Source organism: Micromonospora chersina, assembly GCF_900091475.1.
In the GTDB taxonomy this organism is placed as follows: domain Bacteria; phylum Actinomycetota; class Actinomycetes; order Mycobacteriales; family Micromonosporaceae; genus Micromonospora; species Micromonospora chersina.
In genome coordinates this window covers 5,785,344-5,804,446 of sequence record NZ_FMIB01000002.1, presented here as the reverse complement: position 1 = coordinate 5,804,446, position 19,103 = coordinate 5,785,344, and the positions used below count along the sequence as shown (strand labels likewise).

Annotated in this window: 15 protein-coding genes; 2 read left to right on the top strand and 13 right to left on the bottom strand. The window is 74.6% G+C overall.

The genetic code is table 11. The features are described 5' to 3' along the window. Position 1: 1 nt before the first annotated feature. Positions 2-1,072, top strand: a complete 1,071-nt coding sequence (locus GA0070603_RS27075) for a sugar phosphate isomerase/epimerase family protein (RefSeq protein WP_167544591.1) — start codon at positions 2-4, stop codon at positions 1,070-1,072. Positions 1,073-1,179: 107 nt separating this feature from the next. Continuing rightward, the gene (locus GA0070603_RS27070) at positions 1,180-2,364 is read left to right on the top strand and encodes an ROK family transcriptional regulator (RefSeq protein ID WP_091319422.1); all 1,185 of its coding nucleotides are present in this window, start codon (positions 1,180-1,182) and stop codon (positions 2,362-2,364) included. Positions 2,365-2,421: 57 nt separating this feature from the next. Here the strand turns inward: GA0070603_RS27070 and GA0070603_RS27065 are convergent, their stop codons facing one another. From GA0070603_RS27065 to GA0070603_RS27005, 13 genes are all read right to left on the bottom strand, one after another. After that, positions 2,422-3,432, bottom strand: a complete 1,011-nt coding sequence (locus GA0070603_RS27065; RefSeq protein ID WP_091319418.1) for a sugar phosphate isomerase/epimerase family protein — start codon at positions 3,430-3,432, stop codon at positions 2,422-2,424. Positions 3,433-3,624: 192 nt separating this feature from the next. Then, positions 3,625-4,110: a sensor histidine kinase gene (locus GA0070603_RS27060; RefSeq protein WP_139131937.1), complete on the bottom strand. Its 486-nt coding sequence runs from the start codon at positions 4,108-4,110 to the stop codon at positions 3,625-3,627. Positions 4,111-4,188: 78 nt separating this feature from the next. Beyond that, positions 4,189-6,294 carry a lectin gene (locus tag GA0070603_RS27055; RefSeq protein ID WP_091319413.1) on the bottom strand — a complete coding sequence of 702 codons (2,106 nt, stop codon included), beginning with the start codon at positions 6,292-6,294 and terminating at the stop codon, positions 4,189-4,191. 74 nt (positions 6,295-6,368) lie between these two features. Further along, positions 6,369-9,203: a ricin-type beta-trefoil lectin domain protein gene (locus GA0070603_RS27050; RefSeq protein WP_091319411.1), complete on the bottom strand. Its 2,835-nt coding sequence runs from the start codon at positions 9,201-9,203 to the stop codon at positions 6,369-6,371. Between the two features lie 287 nt (positions 9,204-9,490). Further along, positions 9,491-10,558, bottom strand: a complete 1,068-nt coding sequence (locus tag GA0070603_RS27045) for a polyprenyl synthetase family protein (protein WP_091319409.1) — start codon at positions 10,556-10,558, stop codon at positions 9,491-9,493. Beyond that, positions 10,555-11,949: an alkaline phosphatase family protein gene (locus GA0070603_RS27040; RefSeq protein WP_091319406.1), complete on the bottom strand. Its 1,395-nt coding sequence runs from the start codon at positions 11,947-11,949 to the stop codon at positions 10,555-10,557. Before GA0070603_RS27040 ends, GA0070603_RS27045 begins: the two co-directional genes overlap by 4 nt. After that, positions 11,946-13,193 (bottom strand): metabolite traffic protein EboE, encoded by a 1,248-nt coding sequence (eboE, locus tag GA0070603_RS27035; protein WP_139131936.1) that lies wholly within the window; start codon positions 13,191-13,193, stop codon positions 11,946-11,948. The genes GA0070603_RS27040 and eboE overlap by 4 nt, the downstream gene beginning before the upstream one ends. Next, entirely contained in the window at positions 13,193-14,044 is an 852-nt protein-coding gene (locus GA0070603_RS27030; RefSeq protein WP_091319404.1) for a TatD family hydrolase, read from the bottom strand. Before GA0070603_RS27030 ends, eboE begins: the two co-directional genes overlap by 1 nt. Beyond that, positions 14,044-14,664 carry an EboA domain-containing protein gene (locus tag GA0070603_RS27025; protein ID WP_091319401.1) on the bottom strand — a complete coding sequence of 207 codons (621 nt, stop codon included), beginning with the start codon at positions 14,662-14,664 and terminating at the stop codon, positions 14,044-14,046. Before GA0070603_RS27025 ends, GA0070603_RS27030 begins: the two co-directional genes overlap by 1 nt. Positions 14,665-14,697: 33 nt before the next feature. Further along, positions 14,698-15,573 (bottom strand): sugar phosphate isomerase/epimerase family protein, encoded by an 876-nt coding sequence (locus GA0070603_RS27020; protein WP_091319399.1) that lies wholly within the window; start codon positions 15,571-15,573, stop codon positions 14,698-14,700. After that, positions 15,570-16,487: an SCO3242 family prenyltransferase gene (locus GA0070603_RS27015; protein ID WP_091319396.1), complete on the bottom strand. Its 918-nt coding sequence runs from the start codon at positions 16,485-16,487 to the stop codon at positions 15,570-15,572. Before GA0070603_RS27015 ends, GA0070603_RS27020 begins: the two co-directional genes overlap by 4 nt. Beyond that, positions 16,484-17,632, bottom strand: coding sequence for an inositol-3-phosphate synthase (locus GA0070603_RS27010; RefSeq protein WP_091319394.1), 1,149 nt, complete (start codon positions 17,630-17,632; stop codon positions 16,484-16,486). Before GA0070603_RS27010 ends, GA0070603_RS27015 begins: the two co-directional genes overlap by 4 nt. A gap of 257 nt (positions 17,633-17,889) precedes the next feature. Beyond that, on the bottom strand, positions 17,890-19,095 hold the full coding sequence (locus tag GA0070603_RS27005) for a Gfo/Idh/MocA family protein (RefSeq protein ID WP_091319392.1): 1,206 nt from the start codon (positions 19,093-19,095) through the stop codon (positions 17,890-17,892). Positions 19,096-19,103 lie beyond the last annotated feature (8 nt).

Sequence of the window (19,103 nt, the reverse complement as noted above, 5' to 3'; positions counted from 1 at the left end):
CATGAACGACACATCGCACGGCATGAGCCGTCGCCGGGTGCTCGGCACCATCGCCGGGGCGGCGGGCGCCGTCGCCGTCGGCGCCGCCGGACTCCCGTCGGCCGCCTTCGCCGGCAACGGGCTGCTCGTCCCGACCGGCAAGCGGGGCATCATCCTCTACAGCGTCCGGGACCGGATCGGCGCGGCCGACGACGGCAGCGGCGTGCCCTTCGGGTTCGAGCGGGTCCTCGGCCGGCTCGCCGAGATCGGCTACAAGGAGGTCGAGTTCGCCGGGTACACCCAGCACACCTCGATCCTCGGCCGGCAGATCACCCCGGCGGAGATCCGCAAGATCCTCGACGACAACGGTCTGCGCGCCAACGGCTCGCACGCGTCGATCCCGGGCACTGTCACCCCGGCCACCATCGCCGCGTTCGAGCAGACGCTGGACACCGCCGAGATCCTCGGCATGACCCACATCGGCACCGGCAGCGACCCGACCGGCAGCAACTACAAGGCCGACTGGGACGCCGCCGTGGACCGGTGGAACACCTTCGGCGAGATGGCCGCGGCCCGGGGCCTGAAGCTGTACACGCACAACCACGACGCCGCGTACAACTTCCTGCTGGACAGCGGGCCGCTGGACGCGCTGGGCCGGCCGACCCGGTCCTCCGGCGTCCGGAAGCTGGAGTACTTCATCGCGCGGACCAACCCGGAGTGGGTCTGGTTCGAGATGGACATCTACTGGGCGCACGTGGCCCAGCACCGGTTCCGCAGCTACACCGACCCGGACGGGGTGACCCAGACCAGCGTCTTCGACCCGCTGGCCGTGGTCGCGGCCCAGCCCATCCGGTTCCCGCTGTTCCACGCCAAGGACGGCACCTACGACCCGGCCAGTGCGGCCGGTTACGCGATGGTGCCGCTCGGCGAGGGCGACATCGACTACGGGAACTTCTTCGCCAACATGGGGGCGAAGGGTTACCACAACCCGATGTGGGAGCAGGACAACGCGCCGGGTGGCGCCGCCGACCCGGGCCGGTCGCTGCGCTACGCGGAGATCAGCTACCAGCACATGTCGGGTCTGCGGGGCTGACCGACCCGACAGTTCGATCGCAGGGGGCCGCACCGGAAACCGGTGCGGCCCCCTCGCGTCACACCGCCGTGACGCCGGTGTGGCACATTCGGGGGGAGGTGATCGTGATGACGATGGTCGGACCGGAGAACGCGGACCAGGCGCGGCTGCTGCGCCTGCTGCGCGACGACGGCCCGCGCTCGCGGGTCGAACTGGCCGACGTCCTGGGGCTGCCCCGGGCCCGGTTCACCGCCGAGGCGGACCGGCTGACCGCGCAGGGCCTGGTGGAGACCGCCGGGCCGGCCGCGTCCCGGGGCGGGCGCCGCTCCTCGCTGCTGCGGGTCGGCCGGCAGGTGCGCTTCGGCGCGGTGCGGGTCGGCGGCGGGCGGCTGGAGGTCGCGCTCACCGACGGCGAGCTGACCCTGCTCGCCCGGCACGGCGAGCCGGTCGACGTCCGGCTCGGCCCGGAGGCGGTGGTCGGCCGGGCGGTCGAACTGCTCGGCAAGCTGCGGGCCGAGGCCGGGCTGGCCCGGCTGACCGGCGTCGGGGTGGCGCTCCCCGCGCCCGTAGCGGTCCGCGACGGCGCCCCGGTCTCCCCGCCCGCGCTGCCCGGCTGGCACCAGTTCCCGGTACGCGACACCATCGCCGCCGAGCTGGGCTGCCCGGTGCAGGTGGACAACGACGCCAACGTGATGGCCCTGGGTGAGCGGCACGCCGGCACCGGCCGGCCGTTCGAGGACTTCCTCTACGTGAAGCTGGGCGACGCGGTGGGCTGCGGCCTGGTGCTCGGCGGGGCGCTCTACCGGGGCGCGGCCAGCGGCGCCGGGGACATCGGGCACCTCCAGCTCACCGAGGACGGGCCGCTGTGCACCTGCGGCAACACCGGCTGCGTCGAGGCGTACTGCGGGGATGCCGCTCTGGTGCGGGAGGCGGTGACCGCCGCGCGGGGCGGGCGCTCGACGGCGCTCGCCGACCGGCTGGCCGCCGCCGGCGCGCTCACCGTGACCGACGTGGCCGCGGCGGCGACCGCCGGCGACCCGGCCGCGCAGACCCTGGTCCGCGACGCCGCCCGCCGGCTCGGGCAGGTGCTGGTGGGCCTGGTCAGCTTCGTCAACCCGGCCATCGTGATCATCGGCGGCGCCGCGCCCGGCATCGGCCCGGTGCTGCTGGCCGAGATCCGGGGCGTCGTCTACCGGCGCTCGACCCCGCTGGCCACCGGCAGCATGCCTATCGTCCTGTCCGACCTCGACGACCGGGCCGGCCTGGTGGGCGCGGCCCGGCTGGTCAGCGACCAGGTCTTCGCCGCAAGGTAAGGAGGGGCCCCTTGTTAACAGACGCTTGTTAACAAGGGGCCCCTCCTTACCGGGGGGTCAGTCCCGGCTGCTGCTGAAGGCCGCGTCGAAGGCGGCGGACGGGGCGTCGAAGGCGAGCCGGCGCACGAACTGGAGCGCCTCCGGGGCGCCGACGAGGCGGTCCATGCCGGCGTCCTCCCACTCGATGGAGATCGGGCCGGTGTAGCCGATCGCGTTCAACGCGCGGAAGCAGTCCTCCCACGGCACGTCCCCGTGGCCCGTGGAGACGAAGTCCCAACCGCGCCGCAGGTCCGCCCAGGGCAGGTGGGAGGAGAGCCGGCCGCGCCGGCCGTCGCCGGTGCGCACCTTCGCGTCCTTGCAGTCGACGTGGTAGATCCGGTCGGCGAAGTCGAAGATGAAGTTGACCGGGTCCAGCTCCTGCCAGACGAAGTGCGACGGGTCCCAGTTCAGCCCGAACGCGGGCCGGTGGCCGATCGCCTCCAGGGCCCGCTTGGTGGTCCAGTAGTCGTAGGCGATCTCGCTGGGGTGCACCTCGTGGGCGAAGCGCACGCCCACCTCTTCGAAGACGTCGAGGATCGGGTTCCAGCGGTCGGCGAAGTCCTGGTAGCCGCGTTCGATCATGGCCGGCGAGACCGGCGGGAACATCGCCAGGGTGTGCCAGATCGACGAGCCGGTGAAGCCGACCACCGTCTTCACCCCGAGCTTCGCGGCAGCGCGGGCGGTGTCCTTCATCTCCTCGGCGGCGCGGCGGCGGACGCCCTCCGGCTCGCCGTCGCCCCAGATCCGGGCGGGAAGGATGTCCTGGTGCCGCTCGTCGATCGGGTGATCGCAGACCGCCTGACCGACCAGGTGGTTGGAGATGGCGAAGACCTGGAGGTTGTGCTTGGCGAGGGTGGCCCGCTTGCGGTCCACGTACGCCTCGTCGGCGAGCGCCTTGTCGACCTCGAAGTGGTCGCCCCAGCAGGCGATCTCCAGGCCGTCGTAGCCCCACTCGGCGGCGAGCCGGCAGACCTCGTCGAACGGAAGGTCGGCCCACTGGCCGGTGAAGAGCGTGATGGGTCGCGCCATGTGTCCTTCTCCCCTGTCGTGATGGGGGGATTCCGTTGCGGACCGGGGCGAGGCGACCGGGTGCGGGCGGCCACGACGGCACCGGTGGACGCGTTCGCGTCGGGGCCCGCCGGGTTGCGCCTCCCGCCGGGTCACCGGCCACCTCACGGTCGCCGCCCTCACTCTAGGTCGGACCGGACCGGCGCGGAAGGGTCAGGACAGCTCCGCCTCGTCCTCGGGTGCGGGCAGGTCGGCGCGGACCAGCCAGCCGCCCTCGGGGTCCGGGCCGGCGTGGAGGCGGCCGCCGACCGACTCGGCACGCGCCCGCAGGCCGGCGGGCGGGACGGCGGGCCCGTCGCCGCGTACCTCGACGGTGAGGCCGGTGGGGTCGTAGCGCAGCCGGACCGCGGCGGCCGCGCCCGGCGCGGTCCGGCACGCGTCGGTCAGGGCCTCCTGGATGATCCGGTACGCGGCCACGTCGACCGCCCCGGGCAGCGGGCGGGGCTGGCCGCCCACCCGCCAGCGCACCGGCTGGCCGGCGGCGAACTCGTCGATGAGCGCGTCCAGCCGGGTGAGGCTGGGCGCGGGCCCGGCCGGCTGACCGTCGCGGCGCAGCACGCGGAGCAGGGCGGCCCGCACCGCGCCACCGACCCTCGGGCCCGCCCGGGCGACCCGACGCCACCGCTCCAGGCGTCCCACACGGTCACCGTACGGCAGCACCCCGGCGGCGGACCGGGCGGATCCCGCAGGTCGCCCGGTCCGCCGCCGGCCCGCCCGTCAGGGCAGGGTCCACCGCTGGTTCGCGGCGCCGGTGCAGGACCAGAGCTGCACCGGGGTGCTGTCGGCGGAGTTGTTGCCCGCCACGTCGAGGCACTTGCCGGACTGCGGGTTGCGCAGCGTGCCGTCGGCCTGCGCCGACCAGTTCTGCGCGCCGGTGCCGTTGCACGTCCAGAGCTGGATCTTCGTGCCGTCGGCGGTCGCGCCGCCGGACACGTCGAGGCACTTGCCCAGCGCCTTGACGGTGGAGTTGGGGGTCACCGTCCAGGTCTGCGCGGTGCTGCCGTTGCACGTGTAGAGCTGGATCTGGGTGCCGTCCGCGGTGGCGCCGCTACGCACGTCGAGGCACTTGCCGGCCAGGCCCCGGATCGGGCCGGTGCCACCACCGCCGCCGCCCCGGACCAGCGTGAAGTCGTCGACGTCGAACAGCCCGGAGCCGGTGCCCGTGAAGGTCAGCCAGAGGGTCTGGCTGCCGCTCGGCACGCCGGTCAGCGCGGTGCTGACGTCGGCGAACGTCGTCCAGCTTCCGGTGTTGGGCACGGCCACCTGACCGAGCACGGTGCCCGTCGGGGAGCCGGTGCGGATCTGGATGGTGCCGCCCGGCCCGCCGGAGACCACCCGGGCCCGGAACGAGGTCACCCCGGTCAGGTCGAGCCCCTGGTACGCGGCCCAGTCGCCCGGGTCGACGTAGCCGAGGGTCTGCCCGCCGTTGGCGCCGGCCTTGGTGAACGGCGTGACGCCGCTGGCGGAGCTGAACGCCTCCGCCTGCACTGTGGTGTTCCCGGTCGGCGGCGTGCCACCCAGTTCCTTGATCCGGATGTTGCGGAACGAGACGTCGTCGCCGGTGCCGTGGTTCTGGATGCCGACGTGGCCGGCGAGGGACCGCGCCGGGTCCGTGTTGGTGAAGTCGTTGATCTTCACGCCGTTCAGGAAGACCTGGAGCCGCTCCCCCTCGACCAGCAGCTCGTAGGTGTTCCACTCCCCCGCCGGGTTGAGCGCCGCGTCCCGGGCCGCGAGGTCGGCGGACTTGAAGGTGTAGACCGAACCGGTGGTCCGGTCGGGGCTGTCGGTCGGGTCGATCTGGATCTCGTAGCCGTTGTTCACCGCCGACCAGGGGTCGCTCGACGGCGGGAAGCCGATGAAGACGCCGGAGTTGTCGTCGCCGGCCAGCCGCCAGTCGAGCTTCAGCGAGTAGTTGGTGAACTGCTTCGCGCTGTACCAGTACAGGCCCATCCCGCCGACCGAGGTGAGGGTGGCGTCGGCGTTGGTGAAGCTGCCCGGCCCGGCCTGGGACCAGCCGGTGGTGGCGCCGTTGTAGAGCGCCGTGTAGCCCGTCTCCGGGCGGCAGTCGGCCCTGCTGCGGCCGGCCGCGTACCGGATGCCGCCGAGCAGGTGGGCGCGGAACGCGGGCTCGGCGTAGGACGCCTGGGTGTGGCCGCCGCCGGTGTAGAAGGACCGGCCGCCCGCGTACGCCTTGCACCAGGCGTGCGGGTGGTCGCCGCCCATGGAGCCGCCCGAGTAGGACGACTCGTCGAGGGTGGCCAGCACGTGCGCGGTGGACCGGGCGTTGGTGCGGTAGTTGTACCACTCGTCGGTGCGGTTCCAGGTCTGCGGCAGGTGGGCTGTGGCGGCGTGCGCCCGGTCCTCCACCTTCACGTTCGCCGCCTGGATGGCCGGGTGGGAGGCGAACCAGGCACCGACCAGGTTGCCGTAGAACGGCCAGTCGTACTCGGTGTCGGCCGCGGCGTGGACGCCCACGTAGCCGCCGCCCGCGCCGATGTACGCCTCGAAGGCGGTCTGCTGGGTGGCGTTGAGCACGTCGCCGGTGGTGTTGAGGAAGACCACCGCCTCGATCCGGGCGAGGTTGGCGGTGGTGAACTGCGCGGCGTCCTCGGTGGCGGTGACCGTGAAGTTGTTCGCCACGCCGAGGTCGCGGATGGCCTGGATGCCGGCCGGGATGGCGTCGTGCCGGAAGCCGGCGGTCTTGGAGAAGACCAGCACGTCGTAGGGCGCGTCGGCGGCGGCCGCCGGGGTGGCCGGGGTGGTGCAGGCGAGGGTGGCGAGGACGGCGGTGGCCGCGCCGAGAACGGTGCGGAGAAGTCTCATGTCGCTCTCCTAGGTGTTAGGAGGGGGCCCCTGTACAACGCCAGGCGTTAAGAAGGGGCCCCTCCTTTCTCAGCTCAGGGCAGGAGCCACTTCTGGTTGGGCGCGGCGGTGCAGGTCCAGAGGTGTACGGGGGTGCTGTCGGCGGAGTTGTTGCCGGAGACGTCGAGGCACTTGCCGGACTGCGGGTTGCGCAGCGTGCCGTCGGCCTGGGCGGACCAGTTCTGCGCGCCGGTGCCGTTGCACGTCCAGAGCTGGATCTTCGTGCCGTCGGCGGTCGCGCCGCCGGAGATGTCGAGGCACTTGCCGAGCGCCTTGATGGTCGCGTTCGGGGTCACCGTCCAGCTCTGCGCGGCGGTGCCGTTGCAGGTGTAGAGCTGGACCTGGGTGCCGTCGGCGGTCGCGGCGTTGCGGACGTCGAGGCACTTGCCGGCCAGCCCCCGGATGGGCCCGGTGCGGACGGCGGAGGTGGTGAGGGTGAACGAGTCCACGTCGTAGAGCGCGCCGGTGCCGCCCGCGAACGTGAGGTAGAGGGTGGTGGTCCCGGCGGGCGGGTTGGTGATCGCGCCGGTCACCGTGGTGAACGTGTCCCACGCCCCGGTCACCGGCACGGTGGCCGAGCCCAGCACGGTGCCGGTGGCCGAGCCGGCCCGGATCTGGAGGGTGCCGCCCGCCCCGGCCGAGGAGACCCGGGCGCTGAACCCGGTGACGTTGCCGAGCTGGTACGGCTCGAACGCGATCCAGTCCCCGTTCTGGATGTCGCCGACCGTCCTGCCGCCCTCGGCGGTCGCCTTGTCGAAGGTGTTGATCCCGGACGAGGTCTTGAAGTGCTCGGCCTGCCGGTGGCGGGGCTGGAGGGTGTGCTGGGTGTGCGTGGTCAGGCCGCCGGAGTCGGTGTACTCGGCGTCGAAGATCGCGAAGATGTTCGCCGCGTCGTCGTGCTCGCCGTCGACCGGGATGCTGATCGACCCGGTGCAGCCGGTCGCCGAGGTGATCTGGTGGCCGTGCTGGTCGTGGCCGAGCACGTAGGTCATCTTGACCTTTGTGCAGTCGATCGTGCCGTCCTCCGGGTCGGTGACGGTGATCCGGAACGGCACGGTGTCGCCGAAGGAGAAGAGCTGCCCGTTGCCCGGGCTGTTCACGGTGACCGTCGGCGCGGTGTTGCCGACCGTGATGATCACGCTGGCGGTGCCGGTGGCGCCCTGCGGGTCCCGGACGGTCAGCGTGGCGGTGTACCGGCCGTTGGCGGTGTAGGTGTGCGACGGGTTCGCCGCCGTCGAGGTGCCGCCGTCACCGAACGCCCAGGCGTACGTGAGCGCCCCGCCCTCCGGGTCGGACGAGCCGGCCGAGGAGAAGGCGACCGCCAACGGCGCGGCGCCGGAGGTCTTGTCGGCGGCGGCCCGGGCCACCGGCGCGCGGTTGCCGCCGCCGAGGTAGTCGAAGCGGTACAGCGCCGAGTTGGCGTCGCCGTTGAAGTAGCCGGTGCCGTAGTCGAGCACGTAGTACGCGCCGTCCGGCCCGAACGCCGAGTCCATCACCTGCTTGCCGGTCCACGGGAAGGAATCGATGGTGCCGGGCGTGCCGTCGGCGTTGAGGTGGATCGGCTTGATCCAGCCCCGGCCGAACTCGGTGGCGAAGAACTGCCCGTCGAAGGACTGCGGGAACTTCGTGGTGGACGGGTTGGCGGCGTCGTACCGGTAGACCGGGCCGGCCATCGGCGACTCGGAGCCGCCACCGAACTCGGGCGGGCTGCCGGCGTCGCCCGCGTACCGGATCCAGGCCGGTTTGGCGGCCGGCAGCGTGCTCTGGCCGGTGTTGCGGAACGAGTTGTTCGTGGGGCCGCCCGCGCAGTTGTACTTCGCGCCGGCCGTGCCGGTGGCGAAGTCCCACTCGGCGTACGTCTCGGCCGCCGTGTTGGTGCCGGTGCAGTACGGCCAGCCGTAGTTGCCGGGCGCGGTGACGCGGTCGAACTCAACCTGCCCGGAGGGGCCGCGGGCCGAACTGGTGCCGGCGTCCGGGCCGTAGTCGCCGACGTAGACGACGCCGGTGGCCCGGTCCACGCTCATCCGGAACGGGTTGCGGAAGCCCATCGCGTAGATCTCCGGCCGGGTCTTCGCGGTGCCGACCGGGAAGAGGTTGCCGGCGGGGATCGAGTACGAGCCGTCGGCGTTCACCTTGATCCGCAGGATCTTGCCGCGCAGGTCGTTGGTGTTGCCGGCGCTGCGCTGCGCGTCGTACGCGGGGTTGCGGTCGGTCCGCTCGTCGATCGGCGCGTAGCCGCCGGAGTCGAACGGGTTGGTGTCGTCGCCGGTGGAGAGGTAGAGGTTGCCGGCGGCGTCGAAGTCGATGTCGCCGCCGACGTGGCAGCAGATGCCCCGGTCGGCCGGCACGTCCAGCACGTCGACCTTGCTCGCCTGGTTGAGCGTGAAGTCGGCGTTGAGGGTGAACCGGGAGAGCCGGTTGACGCCGCGCCAGACGGAGAAGTCGGTGCCGGTGGCGGGTGCGTCGCCGGCCGGGGTGGACAGCGGGGGCGCGTAGTAGAGGTAGATCTGCCGGTTGCTCCCGAAGCCGGGGTCGACGCCGACGCCCTGGAGCCCCTCCTCGTCGTGGGTGTAGACGGACAGCGTGCCGATCACTGTGGTGACGCCGGCGGCGTCGGTGCGCCGCAGCGTGCCGTTGCGGGCGGTGTGCAGGACCGAACGGTCGGGCAGCACCGCGAGGGACATCGGTTCGCCGGTCTCGGCGACGCCGCGGGCGAGTTCCACCTGCTGGAAGTCGGTCGCGGAGATGGGGTGCGCGGACGCCGGGACGGGCGTCGCGGCAAGGCCGACCGCGCCGGCGGCCGCCGCGAGTAGCAGCGCCGATCCGGCGGGGAGCCATCGTCGGGTGGGGGTGTGGTGGGGGCTGGACATGCCTCTGCTGTCCCTTCCTGACGCGCGCAGCCAGGATCGGGCGCGCGTCGCGCCGGATGCCGTGCGGGGGATGCTGCGCCGGGCCCGCCGGATGAGGCCCGGTGGGCCGTGACCACCGGTGGTTGCGGCCGGCCGGCAGTCACCTCGTCGAGGGTGCCGGTTGGGGGCGGTTCACCTCGGCGAAACAGCTTCGTGCTTGCGCACGACATTAAGACCTTTCGATTCGGCTGTCCATACCTTCCGTTGGTTCCGGAACGACTTTCGTCAATCTGCGACAAAAGTCGGCGTCAGCGACGCCGGTCCACGGCCCGGGCCGCCAGGTCCGCCAGCGCCGCCCGGGCCGGCCCGGTCAGCGGCAGCCGGTCCAGGGCGGCCAGGGCGGCGTCGGCCCGCGACCGGATCATCCGCTCCACCGCCGCCCGCGCACCGGACGCCTCGACGATGCCACGCACCTCGGCGGCGCCCGCCGGGCCCAGCGCCGGGTCGCCGACAAGCGCCCGCAGCCGTGCCAACCCGGCCGGCCCGGCGTGCGCCCGGGCCAGCGCCAGCAGCACGGTCGGCTTCCCCTCCCGCAGGTCGTCCAGGTTGGACTTGCCGGTCAGCGCCGGGTCGCCGAAGACGCCGAGCAGGTCGTCGCGGAGCTGGAAGGCGTCCCCGAGCGGGTCGCCGAACCCGGCCAGCGCCGCCACCACCTCCGGGTCCGCCCCGGCCAGGGCGGCGCCCACCTGCACCGGGCGGGTCACCGTGTAGCGCGCCGTCTTCATCCGGACCACCGCGAGGGCGCTGGCCACCGAGCCGTCGCCGGCAGCGGCCACCACGTCGAGGTACTCCCCCGCGATCACCTCGGCCCGCATCCGGGCCAGCAGGGCGTGGCCCCGGCGCAGCCGCTCGGTGTCCAGCCCGCAGCCGTGGAACATCTGCCCGGACCAGGCGGCGCACAGGTCGCCGCAGAGCAGGGCCGCCTGCCGGCCGTACGCCTCGGGGTCGCCGCGCCAGCCGGCCCGGACGTGCCGGTCGGCGAAGATCCGGTGGACGGTCGGCTCGCCGCGCCGGCGGTCGCTGCGGTCCAGGATGTCGTCGTGGATCAGCGCGAAGGCGTGGAACAGCTCCAGCGCCGCCGCGGCCACCACGATGGGGCCCCCGTCGGGGCCGCCGAAGCCCCGCCAGCCCCAGTAGCAGAACAGCGGCCGCAGCCGCTTGCCGCCGGCCAGGACGAACCGGCGGAGCACCGCGTGCACGGCCCCCGTGCCGTCGTCCGGCCGACCCGGCCCGCGCTCGCGGAGGAACGCGGCGAGCGCCGCGTCGAAGCGGTCCCGCAGCAGGGCCGGGTCGGTCGGTGCGACGGTCACGGTCATGGGGCCTCCCGGGCCAGTCCGGCGAGGTGGAGCAGCAGCGCCTTCACGTCGGTCGCGGCCAGCCGGTCCCGGGCCGCGGCCGGGTCGGAGCAGAGCAGCACCGGCCCGTCGGCCGGGTCGGCGGGGAGCCGGCCGTGGGAGCCGCGCACCGCCCGGGCCCCGGCGTCCAGGCCGACCACGCTCATGAGGTAGCGCATCCCGAGCTTCTTGCGGGCCAGCGCGACAGCGGCCCGGCGCTTCGCGGCGCCCGGCGCGGCCGGGTCGAAGAAGAGTTCGGCCGGGTCGTAGCCGGGCTTGCGGTGGATCTCGACGAGCCGGGCGAAGTCGGGCGCGCGGGCGTCGTCCCGCCAGTAGTAGTAGGTGAACCAGGCGTCCGGTTCGGCCACCAGCACCAGCTCGCCGGAGCGCGCATGGTCCAGCCCGTACCCGGCCTGGCCGGCGGCGTCCAGCACCTCGGCCACCCCGGGCAGGGCCGCGCAGAGCTTCGCCACCGCGGGCACGTCGGCCGGGTCCCGCACGTAGACGTGCGCCACCTGGTGGTCGGCGACCGCGAAGGCCCGCGAGGTCCACGGGTCCAGGTATTCCATGCCGGCCTGGGTGTAGACCCGCAGCAGCCCCTCGGCGCGCAGCATCCGGTTGACGTCCACCGGCCGGGAGACGTCGGTGATGCCGTACTCGGAGAGCGCCACCACCGTGGCGTCCCGCTCCCGGGCGGCGTCGAGCAGCGGCGCGAGCACCGCGTCCAGCTCCGCCGCCGCGGCGGCGGCCCGGGGCGAGGACGGGCCGAAGCGTTGCAGGTCGTAGTCGAGGTGCGGGACGTAGACGAGGGTGAGGTCCGGCGCGTGGTCGGCGAGGATCTTCTCGGCGGCCCGGCAGATCCAGGCCGACGAGGGCAGCCCGGCGCCGGGCCCCCAGTAGGTGAACAGCGGGAAGGTGTCGAGCGCGCCGGTCAGCTCGTCGTGCAGCTCCGGCGGGTCGGTCCAGCAGTCCGGCTCCTTGCGCCCGTCGGCGTGGTAGATCGGGCGCGGGGTCACCGTCCAGTCCACGTCGGCGCCCATGGCGTACCACCAGCAGACGTTGGCGACCCGGTAGCCGGGCTCGACCCGGCGCGCCGCCTGCCACAGCTTCTCCCCGCCCACCAGGGCGTTGTGCTGCCGCCAGAGCAGCACCTCGCCGAGGTCGCGGAAGTACCAGCCGTTGCCGACGATCCCGTGCCCGGACGGGGGCTCGCCGGTCAGGAAGGTCGACTGCACCGAGCAGGTCACCGCGGGCAGCACGGTGCCCAGCTCGGCGGCGAAGCCGGCCTCCGCGATCGCGCGCAGCCGGGGCATGTGCGCCAGCAGCCGCGGGGTCAGCCCCACCACGTCGAGCACCACGAGCCGCCGGCTCACGAGGCAGCACCTTCCTTCGTTCGCGACTGCGGGGCTCGCAGAACCGGCTCACTCCACGCGCTCACGGCCCCCGCCGTGGTGGCCAGCCCCAGGCCGACCAGCTCGTCGCGGGCGAAGGCCAGCTCGGCGGCGATGCCGGCGGCCAGCTCCGCGTCGGTGTGCGGCCGTCGCGCGGCCGGCAGCACCCCCCAGGTGTACGTCTCGACGTCGAGGTGGTCGCAGCCGGCGACCGGGCCGGTGTAGAGCGCGGCGAGGGCGGCCCGGAGCACCGGCACGGTGGATCGCAGCGGCGGTTCGGGTGGTGCGTGCAACGGCACGTGGTAGTGCACCCGCCACGCCCCGGGCAGCCGCGCGTCGAGGGCGGCGTCCAGGTCGTCGGCCGCGTACGCCGGGTCGGCCGGGTCGGTGGCGCCGGCGCAGCCCGCGGCGCGGGTCTGGTGCAGGAAGCGCGGCTCGACCCAGCGGCGCAGTGCCTCGGCCGAGCCGGCCGGGTCGGGCGCCTCCACGGCGGCGGAGACCTGCACCTTGACCACCGGCAGCCCGGCGTCGCGCAGCCGCGCGAGGGCCTCGACCGGCTCCTCCCAGGCGCAGGCGAGGTGTGCCAGGTCCACGCAGATCCCGAGCCGCTCGGTATCCATGGCTGACAATACCTCGCGTGCCTGTCCCGTGGACTCCACCAGACAGCCCGGTTCCGGTTCGAAGCCGACCCGGACGGCGCGGCCGGTCTCCCGCTCCACCGCCGCCAGCCCGACGGCGAGGGCGTCGAGGCGGCGGCGGGCGGCCTCGGCCCGGCCGATGTCCCACGGTGTGCGCCAGGCCAGCGGCAGGGTGGAGATCGAGCCGCGGGCCGCGTCGTCGGGGAGCAGGTCGGCCAGCACCCGGGCCAGGTCCAGGGTGTACGCGAGCCGGTCCGGCGTGGTCCAGTCCGGGTGGTAGACGGCGCCCTTGACCACCGGGGCCTGGAAGGCCGCGTACGGGAAGCCGTTGAGCGTGACCACCTCCAGCCCGCGTACGGTCAGCTCGTGCCGGAGCCGGCGGCGGGCCGCCGGGTCGGCGGCGAGCGCGGCGGCCACCGGGGCCGCCAGCCACAGCCCCAGCCCCAGCCGGTCGGTGTCGAGCGCCCGGCGGACGGCGACGGCGTAGGTGTCGAGCTGGGCGAGGATCCCGGGCAGGTCCTCGGCGGGGTGGACGTTGGTGCAGTAGCCGAGGTGGACGGTCGTCCCGTCGGCGTGCCGCAGCCGCATCACTCGCCTCCACGCAGGATCGAGTTGCCGGCGAACGTGGCGGCGGCACCCTCCAGGTCGGTGAGGTCCAGCCGGCCGGACTGGCCGTAGAACTCCACGGGGTTGCGCCACAGCACCTGGTCCACGTCGTCCTCGGTGAACCCGGCGAGCAGCATGGCCTCGCCGGTGGCCCGGGTGAGCAGCGGGTCGGAGCGCCCCCAGTCGGCGGCCGAGTTGACAAGCATCCGCTCGGTCCCGTACGTCCGCAGCAGCTCGACCATCCGCGGCGGCGACATCTTCGTCTCGGGATAAATGGAGAAGCCGAGCCAGCAGCCGGTGTCCCGCACCAGCTTCACGGTGACCTCGTTGAGGTGGTCGACAAGCACCCGCCCGGGTTCGATGCCGGATTCGGCGACGACGGCGAGGGTGCGCTCGACGCCGCGCGCCTTGTCCCGGTGCGGCGTGTGCACGAGGGCGGGCAGGTCGTGCGCCACGGCCAGGGCGAGCTGGCCGGCGAAGGCGGCGTCCTCGGCCGGGGTCATCGAGTCGTAGCCGATCTCCCCGACCGCCACCACGCCGTCCTTGTCGAGGTAGCGCGGGAGCAGGTCGAGCACCGGGCGGCAGCGCGGGTCGTTGGCCTCCTTCGGGTTGAGCGCCACGGTGGCGTGGTGCCGGACGCCGAACTGGCCGGCCCGGAACGGCTCCCAGCCGATCAGCGAGTCGAAGTAGTCGACGAAGGTGTCCACGCTGGTGCGCGGCTGGCCCAGCCAGAAGGCGGGTTCCACCACGGCGCGCACCCCGGCCGCGGCCATCCGCTCGTAGTCGTCGGTGGTCCGGGACGTCATGTGGATGTGCGGGTCGAAGATGCGCATCACGCCTCCCTGGCGGTGGTCGGGTGCGAGCCGGCGCCGAGCCGGTCGAGCAGGTCGGTGGCGTCGGCGGGCATGGCGCGGCCGGCGGCGTTCCGCTCGGCGGCGAGCGCGGCGAGCATCGCGGCCAGTTCGCCGTCCGCCCGCCCGTCCAGGTCGTCGACGACGGCCAGCGGCACGCCGGTGAAGACGCACTTGAGCACCGCGTGCCGCCAGGCGGGCTGCTCCAGGTGCCGGGCGTACGGGCCGAGGGCTGCGGCCACCAGCCGGGTGTCGTTGGTGCGGATCGCGTCGTGCAGCAGCGGCACGCACTCCGCCCCGATCGGCAGCAGCGGAAGGGCGCGCAGCACGGCGCGTTTCTCGGCGGCGTCACCGTGCCGGTAGAGCGCCTCGGCCGTCGCGGCGTGGTCGGCGGGGAGCGCGGTGAGCAGCAGCGTTCGGGCGGCCTCGTCGACGGTCCAGCCGGGCGGGTCGGGCAGCGGCCCCCGGCCGCACCGCCGGGCGGCGAGGGCGAACAGTCGCGGGATCGCGGCGGGCTCGCTCGCGACGCGGCGCAGGGCCGCGTCCAGCCACTGCGGATCGGGTACGCCCCGCAGCGCGGCGCGCAGTCGGTCGGGTGTCATGCCGTCTCCCCTTTCGAGCCGGGTGGCAGGTGCTCAACCACCGCCTTTGCAGGCGGCGGCGCGGAGGAAGTCGAGCGAGCGGGCGGCCACGGCCGGGGCGGCGTGGGAGTGCCGGGGCAGTTCGACGGCCACCAGGCCGCGGTAGCCGGCGGCGGCGAGGGCGCGCAGCACCGGAGGGAAGTCGATCTCGCCCGCGCCGAACTCCAGGTGCTCGTGCACGCCCCGGCGCATGTCGTCGATCTGCACGTTGACCAGGTGCTCGGCGACCGCCGTCACGCAGTCGGGCACCGGCCGCGGCTCCAGGCAGCGGCAGTGTCCGATGTCGAGGGTGATCCCGAAGCCGGGTGGCGCGCCCACTGCCTCCCGCAGCCGGAACCAGCCGGCGATGTCCTCGACAAGCATGCCCGGCTCGGGTTCGAAGCCGAGCGGCACTCCGGCCGCCGCGGCCTCGACGCAGACGGCGTCGCAGCCGGCCACCAGGCGCTGCCAGGCGAGCGCCGCCGGCACCTCGGGCGGGCGGACGCCGGCCCAGAACGACACCGCCTCGGCGCCCAGGTCCGCGCCGATCCGGGCGGCGCGGCGGAGGAAGTCGATCCGCGGGGCGGGGTCGTCGTGCAGCAGCGTCGGCGCGTGCTTGTGCCAGGGGTCGAGCAGGTAGCGGGCACCGGTCTCGACCACCACGGCCAGGCCGAGCGCGTCCAGCCGGCGGCGCACGGCGGCCACCCGCCGGGCGAGCCCGGGCGTGAACGGGTCCAGGTGGTCGTGGTCCAGCGTGAGCGCCACGCCCTGGTAGCCGAGGTCGGCCAGGACGGCGAGCGCGTCGCCGAGCCGGTGGTTCGAAAACCCGTTCGTGCCGTACCCGAATCGCAGCCCGGCCGGGTCGAGCGTCGTCGGCGGCGGGGTGGTCATGTCGGTGAGATCAGTCGGGCCAGGCGGCGGCCGAGCGGGGCGGCCGCGGCGACGGCGAGGCCGAGCAGCCGGGCGCCGGCCCGGGCGGTCAGCGCGCCCTGCAACGCGGGCAGGCCGGTGATGCCGGCGCCGACGGCGGCGCGTACCCGGGCGGGCGACGGGTCGGCGAGCACCCGGGCCTGCGCGGCGCCGTACCGGCCCGCGTAGCCGGCGGCCAGCGCCACCGGCACCGGGTCGGGGCGACCCAGCGCGGTGGCCGCGACCAGCGCGGTCCCGGCCAGGGTGGCCCGGGGCAGCCGCCGGTCGGCGCCGGAGACCTCGCGGCGGGACAGCGCGGTGACGGTCCAGGTGTGCGCGGCCACGGTCAGCGCGGCCGGCAGCGCCCGGACCAGCCCGCGAGCCGCCGGCGGCGTCCGGAGGAGCCCGCGAGCGGCCGGCGGCGACTGCCGCCCGCCACGGCCACGGGCCGGGCCGACGCTCGCGCCGAGCAGCACGTCCAGGCCCCGGCAGGCGGCCATCACGGCCGGGCCGGCGGCCGTGTTCTTGGCGAGCAGGTCGTACCCCCAGATGGTGGCGGCGAGGGGGACGGCGACGGCGGCGGCGCGCCGGCCCCCGGCGGCGCCGGCCACGGCGAGCCCGGCGGCGGTCAGGCCGGCGGCGACGCCGAGCGCGGTGGCCGGGCGGACGCGGCCGGAGGGGATCGGCCGCTCGGGGCGCTCGACGGCGTCGAGCCGCCGGTCCGCCCAGTCGTTGGCGGCCATCCCGGCCCAGTACAGCAGCACCGAGGCACCGGCCAGCGCGGGCGTACGCCGGTCCAGCACGCCGGCCGCCGCCGCGCCGGACAGCACGTCCCCCGGCACGGAGAGCGCGGCCGGCGCCCGGACCAGTTCGGCGAGGTCGGCGAGGCGGGTCATCGGGCCGCCCCGGCGTGCAGGCCGGCGACGAACTCCCGCAGCAGCGTCCACTGCTCGGCCAGCGCGTGGGTGGGGGCGTCGATCCCGTCCTTGAAGAAGAAGGCCAGCTCGGCCAGCGGCCCGGTCCGGCCGGCGGCGTGCGCGGCGGCGGTGAGCCGGGCCAGGTCGAGGACCAGCGGCGCGGCGAGCGCCGAGTCGCAGCCGTGCCAGGTGAACTCCAGCCGCATGCCGGTGCCGAGGAAGCCGGCGAAGGTGACCAGGTCCCAGGCGGTCTTGAAGTCGCCCAGTTCGGCCACGTGGTCGATCCGGGTGTCGCCCTGCGGGACGTAGCCGAGGGTCTCCCCGAGCACCCGCTGCTTGCTGGCGACCTTTGCCGCGTTGGCGGCGGGCTCGGCGAGCGTGGCGCCGTCGCCGCCGCCGAGCAGGTTGACACCGGACCAGGAGCGGACGGCCAGGTGCCGCAGCGCGAACATCGGTGCGAGCACCGACTTGACGAGGGTCTCGCCGGTCTTGCCGTCGTGCCCGGCGTACGGCAGGCCGCGCTCCCGCGCGAGTGCCGCCAGGGCGGGCAGCCGGGCGCCGGTGGACGGGGTGAAGTCCACGTACGGGCAGCCGGCCGTGAACGCCGCGTACGCGTACCGCGAGCTGGGCGGCAGCACCTCGGAGGGGCCGGCCAGCGCGGCCCGCAGCGCGGCGAGGTCGTCGTGGGCCGGGTGCGGCTCGGGCGCCGGTTCGGTGGCGGAGACGTTGACGACCACCACCCCGTCGAGCGCGTGCCGGCGGCGGAACTCGGACACGTCGTGGGCCACGGCGGCGACCTGTTCGGCCGCGCTGCCGCCGGCCGGCGCGGGACGCAAAGCCGCCTCCACCTCGGCCAGCTCACCGGCGAGGGCGTCGACCAGCCGGCCGGGCACCACCCCGGCGGCGGCGAGCGCCTCGGCGCGTTTGGGCAGCGGGGTGTCCACCACGTCGTGTCCGCCGAACACCAGATCGGCGAAGGACGGAAGGGCGGGCCCGCGCAGCTCGGGCAGCTCGGTGACACAACCGGTCGGGCCGGTGAGCCCGGCCCGCAGGGCGAGCGCCCCGACGATGCTGGTGGTCGCGACCGAGCCGCGCGCTCCCACCAGCCAGACACCCGTACGCATGGTTCCTGCCTCCCCGTCGTCGGGCCGGTCCGCCGGTGCGGCCGGGGAATCCCGGTCCGGCCGCACCGGACGGCCTGCTGGTTCGTGCCGGCCGAGTCTCCGGCGGCACGCTCCCCGGGGCCGGCCTCGTCCCCGCCGCGGGGCGCAACCGCGGCGGGCCCTCGCCGGCCGGCGCCGGAAAGCCCTTCGGGCGGCGCGGTGCGCCGCGTGGACAGCGGTGTCGGGCGGCGCGTGGGGCGCGCCGCGGGGTGGATCGGTCAGGCGGCCAGCTCGGCCAGCGCGGGCTCCACCTCCGTCCAGGCGGCCCGCTCGGCGGAGCGGGTCACGGCGTCGAGCACGAGCTGGACCTGCAACGCGTCGGCGAACGACGGCGTCGGGTCGACGCCGGTGGCGACCGCCTCGACGAAGTCGCGCATCTGGTGGGTGAAGGAGTGCTCGTAGCCGATGATGTGGCCGGGCGGCCACCACGCCGACAGGTACGGGTGCTCCGGCTCGGTCACCAGGATCCGGCTGAAGCCCTGCTCGGCCGACGGTCGGGTGGCGTCGAGGAACTCCAGTTCGTTGAGGCGTTCCAGGTCGAACACCACGCTGCCCTTCGAGCCGTTGATCTCGACACGCAGGGCGTTCTTGCGGCCGGTGGCGAACCGCGTCGCCTCGTAGGTGGCGAGCGCGCCACCGTCGAGGCGGGCCACGAAGACCGCCGCGTCGTCCACGGTGACCGGTCCGGTCGCCCGGCCGTTGCCGTCGGCCTGCGCGGCCAGGCCGCTCGACCCGGCCGGCAGCGGCCGTTCCTTGACGAACGTCTCGGTGACCGCGCTGACCCCGGTGATGAGCTGCCCGGTCACGTACTGGGTCAGGTCGATGATGTGCGCGCCGATGTCGCCGAGCGCGCCGGAGCCCGCCCTGTCCTTCTGCAACCGCCAGACCAGCGGGAACTGCGGGTCCACGATCCAGTCCTGGAGGTAGACCGCCCGGACGTGCCGGATCTCGCCGAGCCGCCCGTCGGCGACGAGCCGCCGCATCAGGGTGACCGCGGGCACCCGCCGGTAGTTGAAGCCGCACATGGCGCGTACCCCGGCGGTCCGGGCCCGGGCGGCGGCGGCCGTCATCTGCCGGGCCTCCTCGACGGTGTTGGCCAGCGGCTTCTCGCACAGCACGTGCTTGCCCGCGGCCAGCGCGGCGAGGGCGATCTCGCAGTGGCTGTCCCCCGGTGTGCAGATGTCGACCACGTCGATCTCGTCGGATTCGACGAGCCGCCGCCAGTCCGTGGTGTGCCCGTCCCAGCCGAGCCGTGCGGCGGCCTCGGCCACCTTCGGCTCGTCGCGACCGCAGACGAGCGCCATCCGCACCTGCGCCGGCAGGTCGTACACGCGGTTCACGGTGCGCCACGCCTGGGAGTGCGCGGCGCCCATGAACGCGTAGCCGACCATCCCGACCCGCAGGACGTTGTCGTGAGTGGACAAGGTGGGTC

Coding starts and splice junctions, on each gene's coding strand:
- GA0070603_RS27075 (WP_167544591.1), top strand. CDS start 2: ATGAACGACACATCGCACGGCATGAGCCGTCGCCGGGTGCTCGGCACC.
- GA0070603_RS27070 (WP_091319422.1), top strand. CDS start 1,180: ATGACGATGGTCGGACCGGAGAACGCGGACCAGGCGCGGCTGCTGCGC.
- GA0070603_RS27065 (WP_091319418.1), bottom strand. CDS start 3,432: ATGGCGCGACCCATCACGCTCTTCACCGGCCAGTGGGCCGACCTTCCG.
- GA0070603_RS27055 (WP_091319413.1), bottom strand. CDS start 6,294: ATGAGACTTCTCCGCACCGTTCTCGGCGCGGCCACCGCCGTCCTCGCC.
- GA0070603_RS27050 (WP_091319411.1), bottom strand. CDS start 9,203: ATGTCCAGCCCCCACCACACCCCCACCCGACGATGGCTCCCCGCCGGA.
- GA0070603_RS27045 (WP_091319409.1), bottom strand. CDS start 10,558: ATGACCGTGACCGTCGCACCGACCGACCCGGCCCTGCTGCGGGACCGC.
- eboE (WP_139131936.1), bottom strand. CDS start 13,193: ATGCGGCTGCGGCACGCCGACGGGACGACCGTCCACCTCGGCTACTGC.
- GA0070603_RS27030 (WP_091319404.1), bottom strand. CDS start 14,044: ATGCGCATCTTCGACCCGCACATCCACATGACGTCCCGGACCACCGAC.
- GA0070603_RS27025 (WP_091319401.1), bottom strand. CDS start 14,664: ATGACACCCGACCGACTGCGCGCCGCGCTGCGGGGCGTACCCGATCCG.
- GA0070603_RS27020 (WP_091319399.1), bottom strand. CDS start 15,573: ATGACCACCCCGCCGCCGACGACGCTCGACCCGGCCGGGCTGCGATTC.
- GA0070603_RS27015 (WP_091319396.1), bottom strand. CDS start 16,487: ATGACCCGCCTCGCCGACCTCGCCGAACTGGTCCGGGCGCCGGCCGCG.
- GA0070603_RS27010 (WP_091319394.1), bottom strand. CDS start 17,632: ATGCGTACGGGTGTCTGGCTGGTGGGAGCGCGCGGCTCGGTCGCGACC.